This is a genomic window from Polyangium sp. 15x6, from assembly GCF_029960785.1.
GTDB lineage: Bacteria > Myxococcota_A > Polyangia > Polyangiales > Polyangiaceae > Polyangium.
In genome coordinates this window covers 113,121-135,791 of record NZ_JASBQE010000015.1, presented here as the reverse complement: position 1 = coordinate 135,791, position 22,671 = coordinate 113,121, and the positions used below count along the sequence as shown (strand labels likewise).

Here is a 22,671-nt window from a genome sequence, read left to right as displayed (position 1 = left end):
GGACGTGTCCCCCACCTGATCCTCACCCCACAAATCCCCCTTCCCTTTCCACCCCCGCCTCCCGTACCCTCCCCCACCATGTCCCTCGATCCCCCCGATCCCACCCTCTACGTCCGCGCCCCCATCATGACCGCGGAGGCCGGCATTGCCCTCTGCCGCGCGCTCTTTGCTGCTTGCCCCAAGGTCGCCACCGCGGCGCTCATGAAATCCGCCGCCAAGATCAACACCGCGGCCGACAAAGCCCAATCTGCTCTCGCCATTCGCCAGAAAGCCCTCGGCAAGGTCTCCGACGACGACGCGCGCCTCGTCGATCAAGGCGGAGACTCCTCCTGGGGCGCCCTGCGTATGCGCCTCCTCGCGTATGCCGACCTCCCGGCCGCCAAGTACCAGGACGCCAAGCGCGCCGCCGAGCTCGTGACCATTCTCTTCGGGCCCGACGGCCTCTCCTTCCTCAGGGAGAGTTATCCGGTGCAATGGTCCACCGCCGATACCATCCTCAAGCGGATCGACGAGGAGGAGCTCGAAAAGGACATCGATCGCATCGCCGGAAAGGTCTTCCTCGACAACGTCCGCGCCCAGCACGAGCAGTATGGCGCCATGGTGCAAGGCATCCTCCTCCGCGAGCAGGCCGAAGGCGTCAACCTCGCCGACCACGTCCGCGCCATGGGCCGCGCCATCGTCGAATACGCCACCAAGGTCTGCGCCTCCGTCGACGAGGAAGACGAATCCAGCATCGCCGCCGCCCGCTCCGCCCTCCGCCCCCTCGACGCCTTTCGCGAAGCCGCCGCCCGACGCGGCAGCAACGTCCAACCACCCGGCAACACTGAATCCGTACAGCCAGGCTGATCGAAACCACCCGCGCGAGGTCGATCGACCTCCCGAACCGCCTTCGAACCACCCCGAAACCCTTCCGCAAGCCGCCGGATTGTAAGGCAAACAGGATTCAGGCACTTCGGCGACCCGGAGGAAGTGCTTTCATCCACCCCGCCGAGGTCGAAGGACCTCTCCCACGACGCTTCCAACCCGTTCGGGGAGGTCCGGTCAGGTCGCGAAGCCCGTCGCATCCGGGCTCTGGGCATCATCCGATGGATCGCCTTGAGCGAGCCTTGGTAAGAGGGAGCTCGGGCGCGGCCATGCCGCAGGACCGCCGAGGAGACGGAAGGTGAACGACTACCTGGCCATGACCGACATCATCGATGGGCAGCATCCCGAGGTCGCCGCGCTTTCGGCCGTGCTGGCGAAGGGTGCCGCCGGGCCCGTCGAGGTCGCGCAACGCTGCTTCACCTGGGTGCGCGACGAGGTCCGCCATACCCTCGACATCCAGGCCGGGCCGCTCACGTGCACGGCCTCGGAGGTGCTGCGCCACCGCGTCGGCTTCTGCTACGCCAAGAGCCATCTGCTCGCCGCCCTGCTGCGCGCGAATGGCCTGCCCGCTGGGCTCTGTTATCAGCGGCTCGCCCATGAATCGGGCTTTTGCCTGCACGGCTTCAATGCCGTCCATCTGCCGGGTCTCGGCTGGTACCGGATCGACGCGCGCGGCAACAAGCCCGGCATCGATACCGTCTTCGAGCCGCCAAGCGTTCGGCTGGCCTACGCCGCGACGGCGCCCGGGGAGGCGACCGATCCGACCGTGTATGCGCATCCGCTGCCGGCCGTCGTGGCCAAGCTGCGCGCGCACGCGGACTGGCAGAGCTTCGCCGCGGATCTGCCGGATCAAACGCTTGTGTCCGTCTAGTATCGTTCGTCGCGGTAAACCCTTACCGGAGCAGGCGCTGCGGATCGAGAAGAGACATGAAGGGACGAAAAGATCGAATCGGAAACATCATCAGGATCAAGATCGACGACAACACCTTCGCATATGGTCGTGTCATCGACAGCGGCTTCCTGGAATTCTACGATCCGAAGATCGCCGCAAACGAATCAGGGGACGGCTGGCGCGAGCTTGCGAGCTCGAAGCCGATCTTCACGCTGTCCGTGCACAAGAGCTGGAAGAAGAACGAGAACTGGGTGGTCGTCGGAAACGAGCCGCGGGACGTCCCGGGAATTCCTTCGCAGTTCATGCAGAACATCGCCGATCCATCGGACATCCAGATCATCGATTCTGCCGGGCAAGCGAGGCCTGCCAGCATCGAGGAGGTCGAGGGGATCGAAAGGCTCGCGGTCTGGGAAGACAATCACGTCGAAGACAGGCTGCGCGATCATCTCGACGGCCGACCGAACGTCTGGTCCGAACAGCTGAAACCCAAGCGTCCTTCCTGAGACGCCGAGGGCTTGCCCTCGGCAAAATCTTCCTCACCGCTTCCGCGCAATCGTGAGCCCGAGCTCGTCGAGCGCGTCCCTGAGCCCACTCGCGAGGTCCGCGCGGGAGCGCAATCCCCCGAGATCGACGCCGGCCTCGACCATCGCGCGGGCCATGTGCGGGCGCACGCCCACGAGGATCGCCGTCGCGCCTAGCAATTCGACGCCTCGCGCCGCGCCCATCAAATGCTCGGCCGTCTCCGCGCCGACCGAGGGCAATCCCGTCACGTCGAGCAGCACGACGCGTGATTGGTTCTCCACGACTGCCTGGAGCAAGAGGGGCGTGAGGTGCGCCGCGCGCGCGGCGTCGATCGCTCCCACGAGCGGGAGCACGAGGATCCCCGGGTAGAGCGGGAGGACCCGCGCCGAGAGCTTCACGATTTCCTCGGCCTGCGCGCGCACGAGCTTCTCGCGCGCCGCGAGGTACGCGTCCGCGAGCGCCGCCGCGCCCAGGTAACTCACGCGGGCCCGGACTCGCTCCCAGTGGACGCGCGCTTCGAGGTCGTCGCCAAAAACGATCGCAAAATCCTCGGTGACGACCTCGAAGCCGATGAGCATGCCCCGCAGGATGTCCGTGATGGTGACGCCGAGGCCCGAGCGTTGCTCGCCGATCGCCCGGAGCAGCGCCGGGAACGCCTTCGATTCGTTCGCCCCGAGGTCGTGGCCCATCGCCTCGAACGCGCGCTTGAAGGCCCCGCGCCGCGCCTCCGCGGGCAGGTCTCGATAGAAGGGGATGTACGCGGCTTCCACGCGCGCGCACGACGTCGTGACGTTGTCCTCGAGCCGCTCCCAGAAGGCATCGATCACGCGCTGCATGCACCCTCGCTCCGCCCGCCATGTTGCACGAGGGTGGGCAGAGAGGGAAAGCTCGCGTGGAGTGTCCCGTTACGTCAGGCGGAGACGTCGACCGGCGCCACCATCGTGTCGATGAGGAAAATCAGCCGGTCATGGTCGACGGGCTTCGTGAGGTGATGATCGAAGCCGGCCTTGCGCGCGCGCCGTCGATCCTCCTCCAGCCCGTAGCCCGTGATCGCGACGAGGACGGCCGTCCGCGTCTCGCGCTGCGCGCGCAGGCGGCGCGCGACCTCGTATCCGTCGAGCCCCGGCAAGCCGATGTCGAGCAGGACGAGCTCGGGCTGGAACGCCGCGGCGATCTGGAGCGTGCTCGGCCCGTCGTGCGCGACGCGGGTCTCGTGCCCGAGGTAGCCGAGCATCAAGGCCAGGCTCTCGGCGGCGTCGACGTTGTCGTCCACGACGAGGATGCGCCGGTGCTCGCCCCGGCGCATGAGCCCGCGCTCCTCGCTCGTCGGCGCGTGGAGCTCCTCCGCCGGCGCGACGCGCCAGAGCGGCAAACGCACGGTGAACGCGGCGCCCTGGCCCGGACCGGCGCTGCGCGCCGCGACCTTGCCGCCGTGCATTTCCACGATCGTGCGCACGAGCGTGAGGCCGATGCCGAGGCCGCCCTGCGCGCGGTCGATGGCGCGGCTCGATTGCGTGAAGAGGTCGAAGACGTGGGGCAGGACGTCGGACGGGATGCCCATTCCATTGTCCTCGACCTGGATCTGGACCTCGTCGCCCTGGACGTCGGCGGAGAGCCGGAGCAGGCCCCGGCTCTCCGTGTACTTCGCCGCGTTGTTGAGCAGGTTCGAGAGGACCTGCGAGAGCCGGCCGAGGTCCCCTTCGAGCATGACGTTGCCCGGGGGCATCGTGATCGAGAGCGTGTGCCCGGCCGCGTCGATGAGCGGGCGGCTCGTCTCCACCGCGCGGCTCACGATCGCGGCGAGGTCGATGCGCTCCTTGCGCAGGCCGAGCTTGCCCTGCGTGATGCGAGCGACGTCGAGCAGGTCGTCGACCATGCGCGCGAGCTGCTCGGATTGGCGATCGATCATGTCGTGGAGGCGCTCGACGCGCGGGTTGTCCGTGCGTATGCAGTGGAGCACGCCCACCGCATTGCGGATCGTCGAGAGGGGGTTTCTGAGCTCGTGCGAGAGCATGGCCAGAAACTCGTCTTTGCGACGGTCGGCGGTCCGCAGCGCCTCCTCCGTCCGCTGCCGTTCGCTGTGCAGCGCCGCTTCGGCCTTCTTGAACGCCGTGATGTCGACGAAGGCCCCGATGGAGCCGCGCAGCTCGCCGTTCGGGCCGCGCAGCGGGACGGCGCTGCCGAAGATGGTGATGCGGTCGCCGTCGTCGAAGACGATCTCCTCCTCCCAGTCACGCGCCGGCTCTCCGCGCGCGGCTCTCTGGATGGGCAGCTCCCCGGGGCCGAGCTCCTTGCCGTCGCGGAAGATGCGGATGTGCGGCACGGTGTCGCCTTCCGCGCCCGTCTTCGTGATGTTCGCCTGCGTGAGCGGCACGCGCATCATCTCGTACGCGGTGCGGCTGCCGGTGATGACGTGGCATTGCGGGTCGTGGGCGATCCAGATGGCGGCCGGCGTTGCATCCATCATCGCCTCCATCTCGTGGGCCCGGGCCCGCGCGCGCTCCTCGCTCTCCCGGAGGCCGTCTTCGAGCTGCTTGCGCTCGCTGATGTCCACCACCGAGCCGACATAGCCGCGAAAATCGCCCCGCGGGCCGAAGCGCGGGGTCGCGGAGTCGAGCGCCCAGCGATATTCGCCGTCCTTTCGTCGCAGGCGATATTCGAGCCGTACGGATTCGCGCATGCAGGAGGCCGCGAGGAATTTCTTCCAGAGCTCCTGGCGGTCGTCCGGGTGGACCGCGTCGAGCCAGCCGTGGCCCTGGGCGCGCTCCGGGGTTTGGCCGGTGATATCGTACCAGCGCTGGCTCAGGAAGGTGCAGGCGCCGTCCGTGCCCGAGACCCAGATCATGACCGGGGCCGTGTCCGCCATGTTGCGGAAGCGCAGTTCGCTCTCGCGGAGGGCCTCCTCGACGCGCTTTCGATCCGTGATGTCCGTCGATACCCCGCAGACGGCGTAGGGTTTGCCATAGCGATCCCGCAGGGGAAACTTGAGCGAGAGGAAGGTGTGGACCTTGCCGTCGATGACCATTTCCTCCTCGCTCTCGAGCACGCGCTCGGTGCGGAGCACCTCGAGGTCGTTCCGGCGGAAGACGTCGGCGGTGGCGGGGCCAAGGAGGTCGTGATCGGTCTTTCCGAGGATCTCGCTCTCGGGCAGGCCGAAGTTCGCCTGCACGCGCGGGTTCGCGAGGAGGAAGCGCCCGCTCGCGTCCTTGACGAAGATGGAGGCGGCGGAGTTGTCGATCAGCGCCTCGAGCATCTCCTTGGTCTCGCGGACCTCGTGCTCGCTTCGCACGCGATCGGTGATGTCGCGCCACGTCGCCATGAATCCGTCGCCCATCCGGACCGCGCGCACGTCGTAGGCACGCTGCAAGCGCCCGTCGGGGTCGTCGTTCTCGTTCTCGTCCTCGTAATGGAGAGTCTCGTTGAAGAGGGGCTCGCCCGTCTCGACGACCCGCGTATAACGCTCGATGCCCCGCGCGGCGCGCGGGGCGGGGTAGAGCTCGCGGAGCGTCCTGCCGATCTGCACCTCGCGCGGCATCCGGTGGAGCTCGCAGGCGGCGGCGTTCACGTAATCGGTGCGGAAATCGACGATGGCGCCGGAGGCATCGCGGACGGCCGAATAAATGCCCACCGCGTCGAGCGAGGCCTCCACGGCCGCCCGGAAGCGCTCCTCGCTCGCGCGGAGCCGGGCTTCCTGGTTTCTTTCCGCCGTGACGTCGAGCGATACGCCGACCATGCGCGCCCGCCCGGCGTCGTCCGCGAGCACGCGGCCGCGGGAGCGAATCCACCGGATGGCGCCGTCGGAGCGCCGAATACGGTATTCGGCAGTGAAGTCTTTCCTCTCCGCGAATGCGGCCGCGAACTGCGCCTGCGTTTGCGAGAGGTCCTCCGGATGGACGGCGGTGCGCCAGACTTCGCCCGACACCGGGCCCCCGTCCGGGGCCGGGCGCTCTCCGAACATGCGGTAGACCTCGTCGGACCAGTAGCCGTGTTGCGCCCCCAGATCCCAGGACCAATGTCCTGCACCGGACGCTCGGAGCGCGAGGTCGAGGAGCGCCCCGCTCTCGTCATGCGGTCGGCAAGACGATCCCAACCCCGTGCCCATCCCGTCCTCCCGTGCTCGCCACGGCGCCAGCGACCCAACTGTATGCGCCGACATTACGTGACATATCCGCTACGTGTCAACCAGCCGATACAATAGGTCTTACCTCTCCATCGCTTAGATTTCTTCAATGGGTCGGGTTTCTCCTGAATTGGTTGCTCGGGGCTCCCTGAGCGGTCGGTCGGTTCTCGTCGGGCTGAAACTCCCTTTTTTCGTCCACGCGCCCCGCCCGGCGGCCCGCTGCGTGCATCTCGCGGCGATTCGCAGGAGGCGATGCGCATGAAAAAGGTTCGCTCTTCTCTCCTTGCCGGACTCTCCCTGGCCGCCGCGCTCTCGATTCCAGCGCTATGCGCGGCGCCCATGGGCTGCAAGAAAGCCCCGACCTCGCAGCAGGAGCAAAGCGCGCCCGAGAAGCCCACCACGGAGCTCATGCAGCGCACGTGGGACGCTTGGAGCACCCTCGATCCGCAGAAGGTCGCCCCGCTCTACGCGAAGGACGATGGCCTCGTCTTTTTCGATTTCGCGCCGCTCCAGTTTCGAGGCTGGAATGCCTACGAGAAGGGTGTGAAGGATCTTCTCGCGCAGTTCACGAGCCTGAAAGCCAAGGTCCGCGACGACGCCCGGATCGACGCCCACGGTAACCACGCATTGGCCGCAGGTGTCGTGCACTTCGACGCCACGTTCCAGGACGGGATGACGGAGTCGTTCGACGCGCGCTGGACCGTGGTATGGGAGTGGCGCGAGGGGCAATGGCTCATCGTGCACGAGCACGTCTCGGTGCCGATTCACGACGGGCCGCCAGAAGCGGAGGCCCCGCACGACCAGACGAACCAGGGCGATTGAATCGATCCCCGGCGCGGGGGGCGCCGCCTTCGGTCTTTCAATCGTCGCCGCGGCCGGCCCGAGACCGTTTGCGTTCCCCCGCGCGCTTTTTTTCGTCGAGGCGCCGCTCGACCGCGCCGCGGCTCGGGCGCGTGGGCTTGCGAGGCTTGGGCGCTGGAAGCGCCGCCGCGACGAGCGCGCGGATCTTGTCGTGGGCGTCGGCCAGGTTTTTCAACTGGTCCCGCGTCCTCTGGCTCGTGACGCGCAGCTTGCCCTCGGCGTCGAGGCGCGTGCGCACCGACGCGAGGAGACGCGCTTGCGCGCCGTCATCGAGGCCGACGATCGCGGCGAGATCGACCCGGACGTCGACCTTCGACTCGACCTTGTTCACGTTCTGACCGCCGGGGCCGGACGAGCGCGCCGTTGTGACGGTGAGGGCCGACGCCGGGACGTGAACACGATCGTTCACCACGATGGCGCCTTCAGATGGCGTGCGGCTTTCTCGGGGATCCACGGCTCGTCTCCTTACTCTCTCTCTCGCGTGTTGCCGCGCGGAGGTAAGCACCAAGGCCGCCGTTCGTCGAGATACCGAGCCCGAAGTCGCGCTTCATTGCCTGGAAGAGTGCTCACCGAAGGGCGTCTATTGCCAGGCGACACCTGCGTCCGGTAGAGTCCGGCCCCGTCGAATTCCCGGGCGCGGGATGGAAGCGGGGACGAGGGCGGCGTGAGCGATCGGCAGGGGATCATCGTCGGGCTCGCTTCGGCGCGCGGAGGCGTCGGGCGCGCGATGGCCGTCGCCAATGTCGGGGCGCTGCTCGCGCAGAAAGGGAAACGCGTCCTCGTCGTGGATCTGGCCGTCGACGAGCCCGCCCTGGAGCGTTATTTCCAGGGGCGGGGCGAGGGGCGGAGGGGCGCGGGCGTCGTCCATTTCTTCGAAGGCGTGCGCGCCGCGTCGCTGCCGCTCGTGTCCGGACGCGCGCGGGAAGTCCCGCCCGAGGCGGCCGTGCGCGCGGGGATCACGCAGTTCCTCGACGGCGGGGCGGGGATCCGCGTGGTGCCCCTCAAGCTCGGCGGAGCGCCCGCCGAGATGTTTTACTGGCCCGCCGAAGGGACGCGATCGGCCGTGACACGGGCCCGGGTGATCGAGGAGTGCGCGTGGCTGCTCGCGCCGCTCGCGCAGGCGCTCCGGGCTCGGTACGACGAGGTGCTCGTGAACATGCCCTCGGGCAGGACCGAGGCGACGGCGCTGCTCGCCGCGCACCTCGTGGACAAACTCGTGCTGCTCGTGGACGACGCTTCGCTCGAGGAGGCGATCGAGCTCGGTCGGTTCGCGCATGCGCGGCGCGCGCTCGTGGACGCGAGCCGGCCGCTCCCGCTGTTTCCGCTGCTCGTGCGCGTGGAGGAGGGCGCGAGCGGGCGCGCGTTCGTGCAGGAGGCGAAGGAGCAGCTCGAAGGGCTGATCTACGAGACGACGAACGTGATGGGCCGGGATCTCGGGCCCTACCTCGGGCTCGCGACGATCCCCTGGAACGAGCGCGCCGCGCGGGGAGCGGCGATCGCGGCGGAGATCGAGTCGGCCGCGGATCCGAAGAGCCTCGCACACGCCTATCTGCGATTCGTGCAATGCCTCCGGCGCCAGAGCCCGCTCGACGTGGGCGAGGCGGCGCGGCCGAGCTCGCGGGATCTCTGGGCCGCGATCGAGGCGCGGCGCGGGCGAGCCGGGCCGGATTCGTCGCCGCCGTCGTCGCGGCTCGTCGTGGAGGACAGGGGCTCGTCGCCGCCCTCCGGGCAGACGCCGCAGAGCGCGCGGCTCATCGAGGGGGATCCGTTCGTCCGCGCGGCGGCGCTGCGGGCCGAGGGGAATTTTCGGGCGGCGAGGAAGGCGTACCTGGAGATCGCGCGCGGCGAGATCCGCGACGAGGGGGGATCGCGTGACGCGGCGCGGGCCCTGCTCGCGCTCGGGGATCTCTCGATCGAGTCGGGCGATACGAGCGTCTCCGATTACGGCGAGGTGATCCGGCGCTTTTTCCCGCGGCGATTCGAGGACCGGGAGTTCCTCACGGCCGTGCTGCTCGCGTCGTATCGTCAGGGCAAATTCCACGCGGCCCGCGAGGCGTGGGCCGAGGCGTGCAAGCACCTCGGGATGGCGCTCGAGCTCGCCGAGGAGATGCGCCTCACGGGCGAGCCGCCGTGGCTTCGGGCCGTGCACGCCGACGCGGCCCACGCGGCGGGCGTCTGCTGCCAGGAGCTCGGCTGGGACGATACCGCGGCGAACCATTTCTCGATGGCCTGCGCGGCGGGCGTGGGCGCCCTGGGCAGCGGCTATCGCGCCGTGGAGGCGGCGTCGCTCGCGGGGTCGGTGTTCTCGCTCGGGCGCATGGGCGCGTTCGATCGGGCGCTCGAAGCGGCGAGGGAGCTCGCGCGCCGGGCCGCCGCGCCCGCCGCGGAGGCGCTTTCCGCATCGTTTGCCCTGGGGGCCGCGAATGCGGCGGCGACGCTCGCGCTCGCGGGCCATCCAGCCAAGGCGGCCACGGTGCTCGCGGGGCTGCGCGAGCGGCTCGCCGGCGCCACGGAGACACCCTATTTCGAGATCGCCGCCGCGGTCGCGTGCAACGAGGTGACGGCGCTCGACGCCGCGGGCCGACACGAAGAGGCGGACGCGCGGATCGCCGAGGTGCGCGCGCGTTTCGCGGGGAGCCTTCACCTGCCCATCCTGGAGGCGCTCTGCGCGGCGGAGTGCTCGCACGCGATCGTGGGCGCCGCGCGCGGCCGGGCAGGGGAGGCGAGCGAGACGCTTTCCGTCCTGCGGGATCGGCTGATGCGCGCGTGGCTCCGGCTCGAAGCGGGGCCGAGCCTGCTCGCGCTGGTCGCGGGGGTGTCGTATTCGCTCGCGTACGTGCTCGAGCGGCAAGGTCGCGTGGACGAGGCGCGCGCGGCGCTCGCGGAGGCGTCCTTGCGCGCGCGCTGGGACGATCCACGGAGGCCGCGGATCCTGGGGCGGGCCGGGCTCGCGCTCTTGCGGGTCGCGTCGATGCTCCAGGGGTTCGGCGTGCCGGCGAGCGAGGCTTCGTTCGAGGTCGCCCGGAAGCATCTTCGGGAGGCCGCGGAGCATGGCGGATCGGATCCATTCCTGCTCGGCTGCGCGGGGATCCTCGCGCTCTTCCGCGCGGACGAGGAAGAGGCGCGCGGTTTTCTGGAGAAAGCCTTCACGCGAGGCGGAGAAGCGGCGCTCGCGCGGGCGTGGGGCGCCGTGCGAGCGGCCATGAAGCCCCACGAGAGCTGGTTCGTTCGCGAGATCGGGGCGCGCATTTCGTCGATCTCCGGCGAGACGCGCGACGCGCTCGGCGCACGGGATCCTTCGGGCCTGGCCTGGATTCACGCGCTCGCCGGCGCCCCCGTCGCCGCGCGGGAGGAGGGCGCTACCGCCCGAGGCGCGACGCCGCCGGAGGGAGCGCCGGGCGGGGGGCTCGGTCGGGCGAACACGCGGGCGATACGCACCCACGCGGCGGCTGTTTGTCGACCCGACACATTACTCTCCACGGAGCCTCCGACCCCTTGGCTCTCGTGCCCGTTGCTCCTCCTCGAACAGCAGGACGAGGGCGTGATCACGTCGGCGAGCGGGGTCTCCGGGCGGGCGCGGGGCGAGGTGCCCGAGGTCGCGCTGCCGGAGATCACGCTGCCGGCGCCGAGGACGGGGCCCGAGGGCGATCTCCTCGGCGTGCTCGCGGCGCTGTACACGGGCACGTCGGCCTACCGCGCGGCATTGCGGCGGACGACCGTGCACGCGGGGGGCGTGGAGGAGGTGGCGGAGCTCGTGGACGCGTGGCGCGGCGAGGACGGCGAGCCGCTCGTGCGGATTTTCCCGGACGATCCGGCGGAAGAGGTCCTGCTCGCGAATGGGAACGAGACCTCGCTCGTGCGTCGAGGGCACGTGATCGCGAAGTCGACGCTGGAGGATTCGCCTTATGTCGCGCTCGCCGCGGTCCTCTCGGAGGGCCTCGGCGCCGCGTTCGACGTCGTCGTCTCGGGGGACGAGGGGCGCGCGTGGATGGCGGTGATCTCCGCGGTTCCGCGCAGGCCGCGAGCGGGCTGCGCGCGGGCCCGGATCGAGGTCGATCGGGTGCTCGTCGCGCGGGGGGATCTCGGGGCGATCCGGCGCGTCGTGATCTGGGACGCGCGCGGGGACGAGCATCGATTCACCGTGGAGGGCACGACCCGGCTCTTGCCGTCCGCCGCGGCGTTCGCGCAACGAGACGCGAGTGTTCCGGCGACGAAGCGGTGAGGGCGCGAGGCGTCGCCCTCAGGACGACGGCCAGCGATAGGCCTTGAGCCGCCATTTCGTCTTGGCGAAGCTCGATTCCTTCACGGAGTTCGACTGATTTCCGCCGAGGAGCACGTAATGGGTGCTCGTCTCGCGGACCAGGAATCCGACGTGATTGCCGGAGGTCGACAAGGACGAATTCGCGGCGCTGGCATTGTAGATGACGGTGATCGCGCCCTGGCGCGCGGTCGTGGGCGAACCCCATTTCACCCAGCTCGCCGCGGCGGCGGAGTTCGTGCCCTTGTACCCGGCCTTCTTGAGGACCCAGTTCACGAAGGAGGCGCACCACGCGATCTCGTCCGACTTCGCGCGGAGCGTGGTCGTCGCGTGGTACTCGACGATGCGCGGATTGGCCGCCTTCCCCGACGTCTCGCGGACGCCCTCTTCCTTGCGCGCGATGGTCATCCACGAGGCGCCGCCCGCGCCGGGATTCGTCGGGGTCGTCTCGGGCTCGGAGGGCTTGGGCTTGGAGGGGGTGGGATCCGAGGCGCCGACGGGCTGATACTGAAAGCTCGCGCCAATGGCCTTCGCGTCGGGATCGAGGACGGCGTCCCAGGTGCGCGGTCCGACGATGCCGTCGTCCTTGAGGCCACGCTTGCGCTGGAAATGGCGCACGGCGGCATCGGTTCGCGGTCCGAACTGGCCGTCGGGGCTCATGGAATACGCCCAGCGCTTGAGCTCGCGTTGCAGGACGCGGACCTCGTCGCGGAGATGCGGCGCCGCGTCGGGATATCCGGACGGCATTCGCAAGGTGGGGCGGAGCATGCGGCCGAGTGTAAGGGAAGGGCTGCGAAGAGGGAAGATGCGCCTTCAGGGCGTGCGGGCGAACCAGCCGACGATCGCTTCGAGGCGGCGCCGGTCCTCGTCGTCGAAGGCGGCGGGGCGGTCGGAGTCGATGTCGAGCACGGCGAGGAGCGCGCCCGAGGCATCGAGGACGGGGACGACGATTTCGGAGCGGGAGCGGGCGTCGCAGGTGATGTGGCCGGGGAAGGCGTGGACATCGGGGACGACGACCGTTCGACGCTCCTTTGCCGCGGCGCCGCAGACGCCCTTGCCGAAGGGGATTTCGAGGCAGCCGAGCGTGCCTTGATAAGGACCGACGCGGAGGAGGTCGGGGGCGACGACGCGGTAGAAGCCGGTCCAGAGATGGCCGAAGCCGTGATGCAGGAGCGCGCTCATCGTGGCCATGGCCGCGATGGGATCTTCGATGCCGGCGAGGACGGCTTCGAGCGTGCGGTCCAATTCGTCGTAAGCGCGGTCCTTGGGCAGGTCGCGGAGATCGGGGGTGGATTCGGCCATGGGACGCGCACGATACTACGAAGCGCGAGGCGCGCCACGGACCGCGTGAAAGTGTGGATCTTCCGTGCGACGTCGTTTATACGCGAAATGGTAGCCGCCGATCCGTACCCGCACGGGCGCGGAGGGGGCCGGCGGGCTCCATGGAGGCGCTTGTCATGTCGAAGAAGGTTTCCGCGATTCTTTCCGGGGCCGCGCGTATCGCGACGCTCGGTGTCCTCGCCGCGGCGTCCACGGGCTGCATCGTCGTGAAGATCCCGCCGCCGAAGAAGGGTGACGCGTTCCAGCCTCCGCCCTCGGCGGCGCTATCGATCAAGCGCGGAGAGACGCACCGCTTCCGCATGGACTGCGGCGCCAAGGCGACGTTCCGTTCGGATATCGCCAACGCCGAGCGTCTGGTCGTCGAGTTCAAGGGCGAGAACCTGAGCCCCGTCGATCAGCAGACGACGGCGACGCTGCGCCTGACCTGGGCCGGCGCGGGCGCGGCCCTCGACCTGCCGATCGGCATCGGCGACAAGGGCGACCGCAGCACGGGCGGCAGCCTGACGCTGACGGGCGACCCCGGCCGGCACGAGGCGACGCTGTCGATGGAGGACGCGCCCGACTGCGGCCCGGTCAACTTCCGCATCGGCTTCAAGTGAGCGCGCGCGGCACGAGCGGCCGCGCGGTTTTTCCCATCCCCTCGACAAACGGACCCTGAAGGCACGACGCGCCGAGGCGCGAACGGCCTTCGTCCGCGTCTCGTTCGACGCCGAAGCACAAAAAACCGAAAGGTCCGGAGGACTTTCATCCTCCGGACCTTGTCGGGGCGAGTGGATTTGAACCACCGACCCCTTGACCCCCAGTCAAGTGCGCTAACCAGGCTGCGCTACGCCCCGAGCCGCTCTGCGTGGTGTTTGCCCCGCAGCGCGAGGCGGCACCCTAGTCGAACTGTCGAGGATTGCAAGAGCCACGTTCGTCGCTTTGTACGTCCGTTCCGAACTCGGGATGGCACCCTACGAACGCGCAGCCGCGGCGGCCCGGAGCGCGGCCGAAAGGGCCCGGATGTCGGGCGCGACGACGACGAGGCCAGGGTCATGGCGAGCCCACGCGGCGACGTCCCCGGCGGCGCACGCGACGACGGGCACGCCGAGCGCGCGCGCCTCGCGTACGACGGTGGGCGCAGCCTCTGCCGCGGAGGCATGCAGGAGGACGTCGGCCGCGGCGATCCACGCGAGGGCTTCGTCCCGCGGCACGAGGCCGACGAACCGCGCATCGGCGCGACGAGCACGCGCGAGAGCTTCGAGCTCGGCGCGCAGAGGGCCATCTCCCACGACGACGATCGACATCGACGCCGAGGCCGCGGCTTCGATCGCGAGGTCGACGCGCTTCGAAGGGACGAGGCGGCCCGCGGCGACGACGAGTTTGTCCGCGGATGGGTCCTTCACGAGCGAGGCGCGGAGCATGCGGGCGCGCGTCGTGACGTCGGGAAGATCGAGGAGGACGGGCTCGACGCGAGAGGCGCGTTCGAGGCGCGCAGCGAGCGGCGCGGGCAAGGCGCGAGAGAGGGCGTCGAGAGAGGACGCCGCGGCGAAGCGGAAGGAGGCGTCGCGATCGAGAAGCGATCGCATGACGAGGATGCGCGCGGCGGCGGGCATCGCGCAGAGGAGGCGCACGTCGGCGCCGTGGCCGACGACCTCGAGCGGCGCGGGAAAACCGAGGAGGAGGGGAACGGCCGAGGGGACGATCCAGTGCGCGATGGCGCGATCGACGTGACCGATCGCGGAGGCACGCGCGCGCGCGGCGACGGCGAAGGGGAGCGCATGAAGCAGGCGCGCGGGCGCGCGGCGGGCGCGATCGATCGCGCCCGGCCATCCGAAGAGCGCGCCTCCGCCCGCCGGATGCACGTGGAGCGAGGGCGCCGCGGGATCGCGCGCGGGTTCGTCGAACGGCGATCCTCCGGGCGCGACGACGTGCACCTCGTGGCCTTGCCGCGCGAGCGCGCGTGCCTCGGCGCGGACGAAGTGCCCCGAGGGATCGGCGTCGCTTTTGGGATAGGAGGTGGTGACGACGAGCAGCTTCAAGGTCGAACAAAACGACGAAACGCCGGACTTCGCAGAGCGGCCGGCGTCATCGTCGATGGCCCGAGGCGCGCGGAGGCGCACCGGGTTACCAGGAGGCGCGCGGACGCGCCGCCGGGCTATTGCATCACGTCCATCTTGGACCGCTTGCGGCGGCGGCGGGCAGCCTCGGACGCCTTCTTGCGGCGCTTGACCGAGGGCTTCATGTAGTGCCGGCGCCTCTTGAGCTCACGAAGGATGCCCTCCGCGGCCATCTTCCGCTTGAGGTGCTTGATCGCGCGCTCGATTCCCTTGTCGCCCACGGCGACCTCGAGCGGTTTGCACTGAATGGCGTCGGTAGGCATCTCTGAACGCGTCCTCTCGTTTCCATCGTGCGGGCCCTGTTCCCCCGGGCCGCGCGGGGCGTTGTCGTCCTCGTTTTCCGGTTTCCCCGCAGCGCGCAGGTACACGTATACGTGAACCCGGTTCGCGAGGGGGCGACAGTATGTCAGTCGGTTTTTTGTCTGGCAAGGCCGTCCACGCGTGTTCGAGAGACCGGTGGATCGTGGGCCAGGTAAAAACGTGAGCTTCTCCACGGTTTTTCGCGTCCCCCTGTCGCTCCTAGGGGGGCCGCTGACGCAGAGAAGTGTAGGGATTTTCCTCAACTCAGGAGTTCTTGCAGCTGAGAAATTTTCTAAGTATCCACCGGACGTGCCGAACGCGTGCCCCGAGGCCGAAGCACGTTACGCCGAGATGCTGGCGCGCGTCCGGGCCTCCGGCCTCAAGCTGACGCCGCAACGGCTTGCCATCGCGCGCGAGCTCGCGGGCGACCCGACGCACCCGACGGCCCAGGAGCTCTTCGAACGGCTCCGCCCCGGGATGCCGACGATGAGCTTCGCGACCGTGTACAACACGCTCGACGCGCTCGCCGCGGCAGGGCTCTGCGTGTCCTTGAGCCTGTCACCGGGCGCGGCGCGCTTCGACGCGAACATGACGCCGCACAACCACGCGGTGTGTGATCGCTGCGGGCTCGTGCGCGACGTGCCCTCGTGCGCGAACGGCGAGCCGATCACGGAGTTCGCGCCCTGCGTGAACGCGGCCGCGCCGGGGTTCTCCCTGCGCGCCGTGGAGCGCATCTACCGCGGGCTGTGCGAGGCCTGCGCCGCAGACGTGCCCACGGCTTTCCGTACGCGCGCGGGCAAACCACGCTAGTTTCACCTCGCAGTTCCTCCCCATCGTTCCGAAGTACGAAGGAGACGAGATCACCCATGGCGAACCTCGCAGGAACCAAGACCCACCAGAACCTGAAGGACGCGTTTGCCGGCGAGTCGCAGGCGAACCGCCGCTATCTCTACTTCGCCAAGGTCGCGGACGTGGAGGGGCGCCCCGAGATCGCGGGCCTCTTCAAGGACACGGCCGACGGCGAGACGGGCCACGCGCACGGCCACCTCGACTACCTGAAGCAGGTCGGCGATCCCGCCACGGGCCTGCCGATCGGCAACACGGAGAAGAACCTCAAGGCCTCCGTCGCCGGCGAGACGCACGAGTACGAGACGATGTACCCCGGCATGGCGCGCACGGCCCGCGAGGAGGGCTTCGACGACATCGCCGAGTGGTTCGAGACGCTCGCGAAGGCCGAGAAGTCGCACGCGGGCCGCTTCGCGAAGGCCCTCGATTCGCTCGACTTCTGATCGAGCGCGCCGCGCGGCGCGCGGGTGAGCGGCAGCCGCTGCTCTCCCGCGCGCCTGCCGCGTCCCAAGGCGCGTCCTCCCCTTTGCCCGGACGAACCGGAGACGAGAGCAAGCCGTGAGCGTCATCCCCCGCAAGCCCAAGGCCCCGCCGGCGACGAGCCCGCACGATCCGCGCTACTACGACGCGCGCGATCTCGAGGAGGAGCTCCGCCGCGCGTTCCAGATCTGCCACGAGTGCCGCATGTGCGTGGGCTACTGCGGCTCGTTCCCGGAGCTGTTCAACCGGGTCGACAAGGCGATCGAGTCGGGCCGCGCCGAGGGCGCGGAGCTCATCGACGACGCGGACATCAAGGCCGTCAGCGACGCCTGCTGGCAGTGCAAGCTCTGTTATATCAAGTGCCCGTACACGCCCGACGAGAGCTCGTCGGAGATGCTCGACTTCCCGCGGCTCATGGCCCGCGAGCGAGCGAACCGCGCCGCGCGCGACGGCATCACGTTCGTCGACAAGATCCTCGGCGAGCCGCAGGCGATCGGCGCCGTGGGCGGGGGCGTGATGGCGCCGATCTCGAACTTCGTCCTCGCGTCGAGCCTCGTGCGGAAGGTGCAGGAGAAGGTGACGGGCATCTCGGCGGAGTTCCCGCTGCCGCCGATGGCAAAGGTGACGTTCGGCGAGTGGTTCGCGGATCACGAGCCGGCCGAGAGCGCGGGGAAGAACGGCGAGGTCGTGCTCTTCGCGACCTGCTACGGCGAGTACAACGTGCCGAACGTGGCGCACGCGACGGTGCGCGTGCTCGAGCACAACGGCGTGCGCGTGCGCTACCCCGGCGCGGGGGAAGATCGCGGCGCGATGCTAACGTGCTGCGGGATGCCGAACCTCGATGGCGGCGACGTGAAGGCCGCGACCGAGAAGATCCGGCACAACGTGGAGCTGCTCCTGCCGCACGTGCGCGCGGGCCGATCGATCGTCGTGCCGGGGCCGACGTGCGGCTACACGATGAAGAAGGAGTGGGCGGAGTACTTGCCGACGCCCGAGGCGAAGGAGGTCGCGGCGGCGACGATCGACCTCATGGAGTTTCTGGTGAAGCTCGGCCGCGAGAAGAAGCTCGTGCGCGAGTTCCCGGAGAAGCTCGGCAAGGTCGCCTATCACGCGGCCTGCCACCTGCGCGCGCAGAAGGTCGGTTTTCCCGGCGCGCGCGTGCTCGGCGTCGTGCCCGACACGGACGTGCGCGTGATCGAGCAGTGCTCGGCCGTCGACGGGACGTGGGGCATGAAGGCGGCGAACTACGAGACGGGGCGCCGCTACGCGCAGAAGCTCGTGCGCGGCGTGTCGGACATGGAGCCGGACATGGTCGTGAGTGACTGCACGCTGGCGGGGCTGCGCGTGGTGAAGGAGACGGGCAAGCACGTTCTCCACCCGATCGAGGCGCTCGCGCGCGCCTACGGGCTCTTGTCGGCCGAGGGCGCCGAACCCACGACGAAGGCCGAACGAGCCTGATCCTGGAGGAGAAGAGAGCGATGCGACCGATCGATCGGAGCGAGATCCTGCCCCTCGGCGACTACGAGCAGATCCGGGCGAGGTTCCGGGCGCGTGTCATCGAGGAGAAACGGCCGCGCCGGGTGAAGCTCGGCGAGCAGATGTCGGGGGTGTTCGAGAACCGAGACTCGGTGCTCCTGCAGATCCAGGAGATGCTGCGCACCGAGCGCATCACGAGCGAGAGCGCGATCGCGCACGAGATCGAGACGTACAACGATCTGATCCCGGGCCCGGGCGAGCTCAGCCTGACCTTGTTCGTGGAGATCCCGGACGCCGTGGTCCGCGACCGCATGCTGATCGAGCTCCAGGGCCTCGAAGGCTGCGTGAGCGTGGAAGTCGACGGGGTGCGCGCGCCCGCGAAGAGTGATCCGAAGGGCGTGATGCCGGACCGGACGACGGCGGTGCACTACTTCAAGGTGAAGCTCTCCGAGGAGGCGGTCGCGGCGATCCGCGCGAAGACGGCGAAGGTCGCGGTGTGCGTGGATCACCCGCGGTACGTGGCGCGGGCCGAGTTCGGGCCCGCGTCGATCACGAAGCTCGCCGAGGATCTCGCTTGAAGCCATGATCGCCTTCGTGCGGCCGATCAAGTTCGAGGAGGTCGACGCCGCGGGCATCGTCTTCTTCGGGCACTACCTCGGCTTCGCGCACGAGGCGATGGAGCACTTCTTCGCGGGGCTCGACGGGGGATACCCGCACCTCATCGTGAAGCGGCGCGTGGGTTTGCCGGCGGTGAAGGTGAACATGTCGTTCAGCGCGCCGGCGCGGTACGGCGAGGCGCTGCGGATCGAGACGAGCACGGCGCACCTCGGGAATCGGAGCGCGACGCTCAGGTACCGGATGCTGCGCGAGGAGGGGGCCGTGCTCGTGGCGTTGGTGGAGCACACGATCGTCACGACGAACCTCGACGTGATGGCGTCGTGCCCGATGCCGGACGACGTGCGGTCGATCCTCGCCGCGCATCTCTCGGTCGAGGCCACGTCGCCTTGAGCCTGGGCGGCCGGCGCGTCGAGCTGCGCCTGCTCCGAGACCGCGCGCATTACGACGTGCTCGTGCAGCGCGTGCTCGCGTCGGCGCGCGTGAGCGTGTGGATCGCGACGGCGAACGTGAAGGAGCTCCGCGTGGAGGCGCCCGTGGGATCGAGGGCGCGCGCGCGCGGTCGATACGTGTCGCTGCTTTCCGTCTTGCAGGGCCTCGCGCAGAGCGGGGTGGAGCTCAGGCTGCTTCACGCGGGCGTGCCGTCACGCGCGTTTCGCGAGGAGCTCGCGCGGCACGGGGAGCTCGCCGCGGGTGGGCTCGCGATGCGCCGCTGTCCGCGCGTGCACCTCAAGATGATCGCGGTCGACGGCGCGGCGCTGTACCTCGGATCGGCGAACCTGACGGGCGCGGGGCTCGGCGCGAAGGGCGAGGGGCGGCGCAATTTCGAGGCGGGGATCCTGACGGACGACGACGTGCTGCTCGACGAGATGCAGGAGGCGTTCGATCGGATCTGGTCCGGGAGAGAGTGCAAAGGCTGCAGGGTGCGCGACGTTTGCCCGGCGCCGCTCGACGGTGCGGGAGGCGGCGTGAAGCCGAGCGCGAAGTCGCCGGCGAAGACGGCCGCGGAAAAAGGTCGTTCGCGGTTGCCGCGGCGGCCGCGATCGAGCAAGGGCGGGGCATGACGATGTCTCAGGGGCCGGATCCGGCGGCGCTCGATCGGGTGGCGCAGGCAGCGCTCACGCACGTGGCGGATGGCATGACGCTCGGCCTCGGTACGGGCCGCGCGGCGGAGGCGTTCATCGAGCGCCTGAGCGAGCGGGTGCGCCGAGGGCTCCGGGTGCGGGGCGTGCCGACCTCGAAGCGCTCGGAGGAGCTCGCGAAGAGGCTGCAGATCGAGTGTGTCGGGCTCGACGAGATCCACGGGATCGACGTGGCGTTCGACGGCGCGGACGAGGTGACGCCGGAGCTCGCGCTCACGAAGGGCCTCGGCGGCGCGCTCCTGCGCGAGCGCGTGGTCGCGTACGAGGCCGAGCGGCTCGTGATTCTGGTGACGCCGGAGAAGCTCGTGAACAAGCTCGGATCGAGGACGGCGATCCCGATCGAGGTGGTGCCATTCGCGGTGGCCACGGCGTCGCGGCACCTGAAAGATCTCGGGGGTGAGCCCGTCGTGCGCAAGAAGGCGGACGGGTTCCCCTTCGTGTCGGACAACATGAACTGGATTCTCGACACGCGTTTCGAGCCGCTCGACGACCCGGAGCGGACGCACGCCGAGGTGCGGCGCATCCCGGGCGTCGTCGATACGGGCCTGTTCGTCGGCCTGGCGGACGTGGTGCTGGTGGGCGGCGCGGACGCGGTTACCGAGATGCGGTGAGCGACTTGAGGCGCGCTTCGAGGAGATCGAGGCGCAGATCGCCAGGGGCGCCCGGTGAGACGCGCGCGGCGAGGCTCGCCGGCGCGTCTCCCTGAGCGAGCCCTTTGATCTCGTCGGCGACGCGGCGATAGGCCTCGCGGAAGGGGACGCCGGAGGCGGCGAGCTCGACGGCTCGGTCGGTGGCGAAGCACTCTGGCGTGATCGCGGCGAGCATTCGTTCGTGGTCAAAACGAAGGCCCTCGACGAGGCGCGGCAGGAGGCGGACCGTGGCGAGCGTCTCGTCGAGGCCACGCAGCACGGGCGATTTCGTGAGCTGTAGATCGCGGTGATATCCGGACGGGAGCGCGACGAGGGTCTGTACCTCGACGAGCGCGCCCTGCACGATCGAGCAGGCGGCGCGCATGAGCTCGACGACGTCGGGGTTGCGCTTCTGCGGCATGATCGACGAGCCCGTGGTGAACGCGTCGGGGAGGCGCACGAAGCCGAACTCGCTCGTCGTGAAGAGGGAGAGGTCCCAAGCGAGCCTGCGGACGATGGCCATGACCTGCCATGCGGCGGCGAGGAGCGTGGCCTCGACGATGCCACGCGAGGTCTGCGAGCCGAGCGGGTTCCAGGCGACGTCGGAGAAACCAAGCTCGCGCGCCACGCCCTCGCGATCGAGCGGGAGGTTCACGCCGTAGCCGGCGGCGGCGCCGAGCGGGGAGCGATCGGTGAGCGCGCGCGCGGCGCGGACGATGATGACCGCGTCGAGGAGGCCTTCGGCGAAGGAGCCAGCCCAGAGGCCCACCGAGCTCGGCACGGCGCGCTGGAGGTGTGTGTAGCCGGGGAGCGGTGTTTTCTCCTCGCGACGCGCGAGCGCGACGAGGGCCGAGGCCGCGGCGAGCACGAGCGCTTCGAGCTCGTCCATCGCGTCGCGCTCGTAGAGGCGCATCGCCACGAGGACCTGATCGTTGCGGCTGCGGCCCGTGTGCACCTTCTTGCCGGTGTCGCCGAGCATCGAGACGAGCGCGGCCTCGATTGCCGTGTGGCCGTCCTCATCGGCCTCGGTGAGCACGAGCTCGCCCGCGTCGTTCTTGCGGATGAGCTCGGCGAGCGCGCGCTCCATGGCGTCGAGCTCGCCTTCCGAGAGGACGCCGATGCGACGGAGCCCGCGCACGTGTGCGCGCGTGGCCACGAGGTCGTAGGCGAGCAGGCGTTGATCGAGCTTCCAGTCGTCGCGGGAGGTGTAACGGAGCATGGCGGCGTCGGTGGCGCCGCCCTTGTCCCAGAGTCGTCCGCTCATTGTCCTTCCAGGGTCTCGTCCACGAGCGCGCGGAGCTCGGCGAGCTTCTTGGCGCGCTCGGGATCGACGGTCTTCTTCGGCGCCGACGCGCGCATCGATCGTTCGAGTTCGGAGAGCGTCTCCTCGGCCGTGGGCGCGCGCTTGCTGCGGCCGAAGCCGAAGAGGCGTGACATCCATCCCTCGGCTTGATCGAGGACGAACGCGTCGCTTTGGATCCCCTCCGGATCCTCGCGCAGCCTGCGCACGACGGCCGCGTTCGCGCGGGCCCAGGTCTCGGACTCCGCGAAGCGCTCGCGCGGCACGGCGTCGAGGTGGCGCGTGGCGATCCGGCCGTCCGTGCCGAAGAGCTTGCAGAACATCGCGAGCGCGAGCGTGAGCTCGTTCGTGGTGAGGCGCGTCGCGGAGTGGATCTTCGCGCCGCCGCAGCCCTTCACCACGACGTGTGATCCGTTCGCGAGGAGGACGCCGAAGCCGAGCAGCACGCCCGCGAGATCCGTGACGGGCTCGCGCTCGGCCGCGGAGAGCCCGTCGTACGCGTCGGCCTCGGTCATGAACATGCAGGCCACGGAGCGGACGAGGGCCGTCGTGAGGACCACCGGATCACGCACCTCGCCCGTGCCCACCGCGACGACGTACGAGCCATCGGGGCGACGACCCACGCGATCGAGGCGCGCCTCGATCTTGCCGCCGGAGCCACAGGCGCCGCTGCCGCAGCCCGTGCTCATCGCCTCGCCTTCGGGCGTGACCAGCGTGAGCTCGACCGTGAGATCCGAGAGGCCCGCGAGCGCTTGCACGCGCTCGAGGAGCTTCGCCACCGCGTTCGGCGTTCCGTCGAAGGGATCGGGAAAATAGTCGGCGGTGGGGAGCACGAGGCCGCGCACGGGCTCGGCGCCTTGCTCGAGCAGGGCCGCGGCGCGATGGAGGATCCAGCGGACTCTCGGTTCGGCGGGTAGATCCATGCG

At 69.7% G+C, this 22,671-nt stretch carries 22 protein-coding genes and 1 tRNA gene; 13 read left to right on the top strand and 10 right to left on the bottom strand.

The window, feature by feature from the left end:
- Positions 1 to 78: 78 nt before the first annotated feature.
- From QHF83_RS13890 to QHF83_RS13880, 3 genes are all read left to right on the top strand, one after another.
- Positions 79 to 846 (top strand): hypothetical protein, encoded by a 768-nt coding sequence (locus tag QHF83_RS13890; RefSeq protein WP_282418292.1) that lies wholly within the window; start codon positions 79 to 81, stop codon positions 844 to 846.
- Positions 847 to 1,162: 316 nt separating this feature from the next.
- The gene (locus QHF83_RS13885) at positions 1,163 to 1,735 is read left to right on the top strand and encodes a transglutaminase family protein (RefSeq protein WP_282418291.1); all 573 of its coding nucleotides are present in this window, start codon (positions 1,163 to 1,165) and stop codon (positions 1,733 to 1,735) included.
- A gap of 56 nt (positions 1,736 to 1,791) precedes the next feature.
- Positions 1,792 to 2,259, top strand: a complete 468-nt coding sequence (locus QHF83_RS13880) for a hypothetical protein (protein ID WP_282418290.1) — start codon at positions 1,792 to 1,794, stop codon at positions 2,257 to 2,259.
- 33 nt (positions 2,260 to 2,292) lie between these two features.
- Here the strand turns inward: QHF83_RS13880 and QHF83_RS13875 are convergent, their stop codons facing one another.
- Both QHF83_RS13875 and QHF83_RS13870 read right to left on the bottom strand, forming a co-directional pair.
- The gene (locus QHF83_RS13875; protein WP_282418289.1) at positions 2,293 to 3,114 is read right to left on the bottom strand and encodes an STAS domain-containing protein; all 822 of its coding nucleotides are present in this window, start codon (positions 3,112 to 3,114) and stop codon (positions 2,293 to 2,295) included.
- Between the two features lie 74 nt (positions 3,115 to 3,188).
- Positions 3,189 to 6,380: a PAS domain S-box protein gene (locus tag QHF83_RS13870; RefSeq protein ID WP_282418288.1), complete on the bottom strand. Its 3,192-nt coding sequence runs from the start codon at positions 6,378 to 6,380 to the stop codon at positions 3,189 to 3,191.
- A gap of 276 nt (positions 6,381 to 6,656) precedes the next feature.
- On the opposite strand from QHF83_RS13870, the gene QHF83_RS13865 reads away from it, so the two are divergent.
- Positions 6,657 to 7,220 carry a nuclear transport factor 2 family protein gene (locus QHF83_RS13865; protein WP_282418287.1) on the top strand — a complete coding sequence of 188 codons (564 nt, stop codon included), beginning with the start codon at positions 6,657 to 6,659 and terminating at the stop codon, positions 7,218 to 7,220.
- 37 nt (positions 7,221 to 7,257) lie between these two features.
- On the opposite strand, the gene arfB is transcribed toward QHF83_RS13865, so the two are convergent.
- Entirely contained in the window at positions 7,258 to 7,713 is a 456-nt protein-coding gene (gene arfB / locus QHF83_RS13860) for an alternative ribosome rescue aminoacyl-tRNA hydrolase ArfB (protein ID WP_282418286.1), read from the bottom strand.
- A 210-nt stretch (positions 7,714 to 7,923) separates the two neighbouring features.
- On the opposite strand from arfB, the gene QHF83_RS13855 reads away from it, so the two are divergent.
- The gene (locus QHF83_RS13855; RefSeq protein WP_282418285.1) at positions 7,924 to 11,481 is read left to right on the top strand and encodes a hypothetical protein; all 3,558 of its coding nucleotides are present in this window, start codon (positions 7,924 to 7,926) and stop codon (positions 11,479 to 11,481) included.
- An 18-nt stretch (positions 11,482 to 11,499) separates the two neighbouring features.
- Here QHF83_RS13855 and QHF83_RS13850 read toward each other — a convergent pair whose 3' ends face one another.
- Both QHF83_RS13850 and QHF83_RS13845 read right to left on the bottom strand, forming a co-directional pair.
- Positions 11,500 to 12,285 (bottom strand): TIGR02594 family protein, encoded by a 786-nt coding sequence (locus tag QHF83_RS13850; RefSeq protein ID WP_282418284.1) that lies wholly within the window; start codon positions 12,283 to 12,285, stop codon positions 11,500 to 11,502.
- 45 nt (positions 12,286 to 12,330) lie between these two features.
- Complete coding sequence (locus tag QHF83_RS13845; RefSeq protein WP_282418283.1) at positions 12,331 to 12,819, bottom strand: GAF domain-containing protein; 489 nt, start codon at positions 12,817 to 12,819, stop codon at positions 12,331 to 12,333.
- A 155-nt stretch (positions 12,820 to 12,974) separates the two neighbouring features.
- Between QHF83_RS13845 and QHF83_RS13840 the strand changes: the two genes are divergently transcribed.
- The gene (locus QHF83_RS13840) at positions 12,975 to 13,457 is read left to right on the top strand and encodes a hypothetical protein (RefSeq protein WP_282418282.1); all 483 of its coding nucleotides are present in this window, start codon (positions 12,975 to 12,977) and stop codon (positions 13,455 to 13,457) included.
- Positions 13,458 to 13,619: 162 nt separating this feature from the next.
- Here QHF83_RS13840 and QHF83_RS13835 read toward each other — a convergent pair.
- The 3 genes from QHF83_RS13835 to rpsU form a co-directional block, all read right to left on the bottom strand.
- Positions 13,620 to 13,694: transfer RNA gene (locus QHF83_RS13835), tRNA-Pro, on the bottom strand.
- A 117-nt stretch (positions 13,695 to 13,811) separates the two neighbouring features.
- A complete protein-coding gene (locus tag QHF83_RS13830; protein WP_282418281.1) occupies positions 13,812 to 14,879 on the bottom strand; it encodes a glycosyltransferase family 4 protein in 1,068 nt (355 codons plus the stop codon).
- Positions 14,880 to 14,995: 116 nt separating this feature from the next.
- Positions 14,996 to 15,220 (bottom strand): 30S ribosomal protein S21, encoded by a 225-nt coding sequence (gene rpsU, locus QHF83_RS13825; RefSeq protein ID WP_136928365.1) that lies wholly within the window; start codon positions 15,218 to 15,220, stop codon positions 14,996 to 14,998.
- A 346-nt stretch (positions 15,221 to 15,566) separates the two neighbouring features.
- On the opposite strand from rpsU, the gene QHF83_RS13820 reads away from it, so the two are divergent.
- The 7 genes from QHF83_RS13820 to rpiA all read left to right on the top strand — a co-directional run bounded on the left by QHF83_RS13820 (position 15,567) and on the right by rpiA (position 20,427).
- Positions 15,567 to 16,067 (top strand): Fur family transcriptional regulator, encoded by a 501-nt coding sequence (locus QHF83_RS13820; protein WP_282418280.1) that lies wholly within the window; start codon positions 15,567 to 15,569, stop codon positions 16,065 to 16,067.
- A gap of 56 nt (positions 16,068 to 16,123) precedes the next feature.
- The gene (locus QHF83_RS13815; protein WP_281317276.1) at positions 16,124 to 16,546 is read left to right on the top strand and encodes a rubrerythrin family protein; all 423 of its coding nucleotides are present in this window, start codon (positions 16,124 to 16,126) and stop codon (positions 16,544 to 16,546) included.
- 115 nt (positions 16,547 to 16,661) lie between these two features.
- Positions 16,662 to 18,041 carry a heterodisulfide reductase-related iron-sulfur binding cluster gene (locus QHF83_RS13810; RefSeq protein ID WP_282418279.1) on the top strand — a complete coding sequence of 460 codons (1,380 nt, stop codon included), beginning with the start codon at positions 16,662 to 16,664 and terminating at the stop codon, positions 18,039 to 18,041.
- 20 nt (positions 18,042 to 18,061) lie between these two features.
- Positions 18,062 to 18,637 (top strand): DUF3501 family protein, encoded by a 576-nt coding sequence (locus QHF83_RS13805; RefSeq protein WP_282418278.1) that lies wholly within the window; start codon positions 18,062 to 18,064, stop codon positions 18,635 to 18,637.
- A 4-nt stretch (positions 18,638 to 18,641) separates the two neighbouring features.
- Entirely contained in the window at positions 18,642 to 19,067 is a 426-nt protein-coding gene (locus QHF83_RS13800) for a thioesterase family protein (protein ID WP_282418277.1), read from the top strand.
- Positions 19,064 to 19,738, top strand: coding sequence for a phospholipase D family protein (locus QHF83_RS13795; protein ID WP_282418276.1), 675 nt, complete (start codon positions 19,064 to 19,066; stop codon positions 19,736 to 19,738). Before QHF83_RS13800 ends, QHF83_RS13795 begins: the two co-directional genes overlap by 4 nt.
- A complete protein-coding gene (gene rpiA, locus QHF83_RS13790; RefSeq protein WP_282418275.1) occupies positions 19,735 to 20,427 on the top strand; it encodes a ribose-5-phosphate isomerase RpiA in 693 nt (230 codons plus the stop codon). Before QHF83_RS13795 ends, rpiA begins: the two co-directional genes overlap by 4 nt.
- On the opposite strand, the gene argH is transcribed toward rpiA, so the two are convergent.
- Positions 20,411 to 21,709 (bottom strand): argininosuccinate lyase, encoded by a 1,299-nt coding sequence (gene argH, locus QHF83_RS13785; RefSeq protein WP_282418274.1) that lies wholly within the window; start codon positions 21,707 to 21,709, stop codon positions 20,411 to 20,413. The two genes, rpiA and argH, sit on opposite strands and share 17 nt — an antisense overlap.
- Positions 21,706 to 22,668, bottom strand: a complete 963-nt coding sequence (locus QHF83_RS13780; protein ID WP_282418273.1) for a hypothetical protein — start codon at positions 22,666 to 22,668, stop codon at positions 21,706 to 21,708. The genes argH and QHF83_RS13780 overlap by 4 nt, the downstream gene beginning before the upstream one ends.
- Between the last annotated feature and the right edge of the window lie 3 nt (positions 22,669 to 22,671).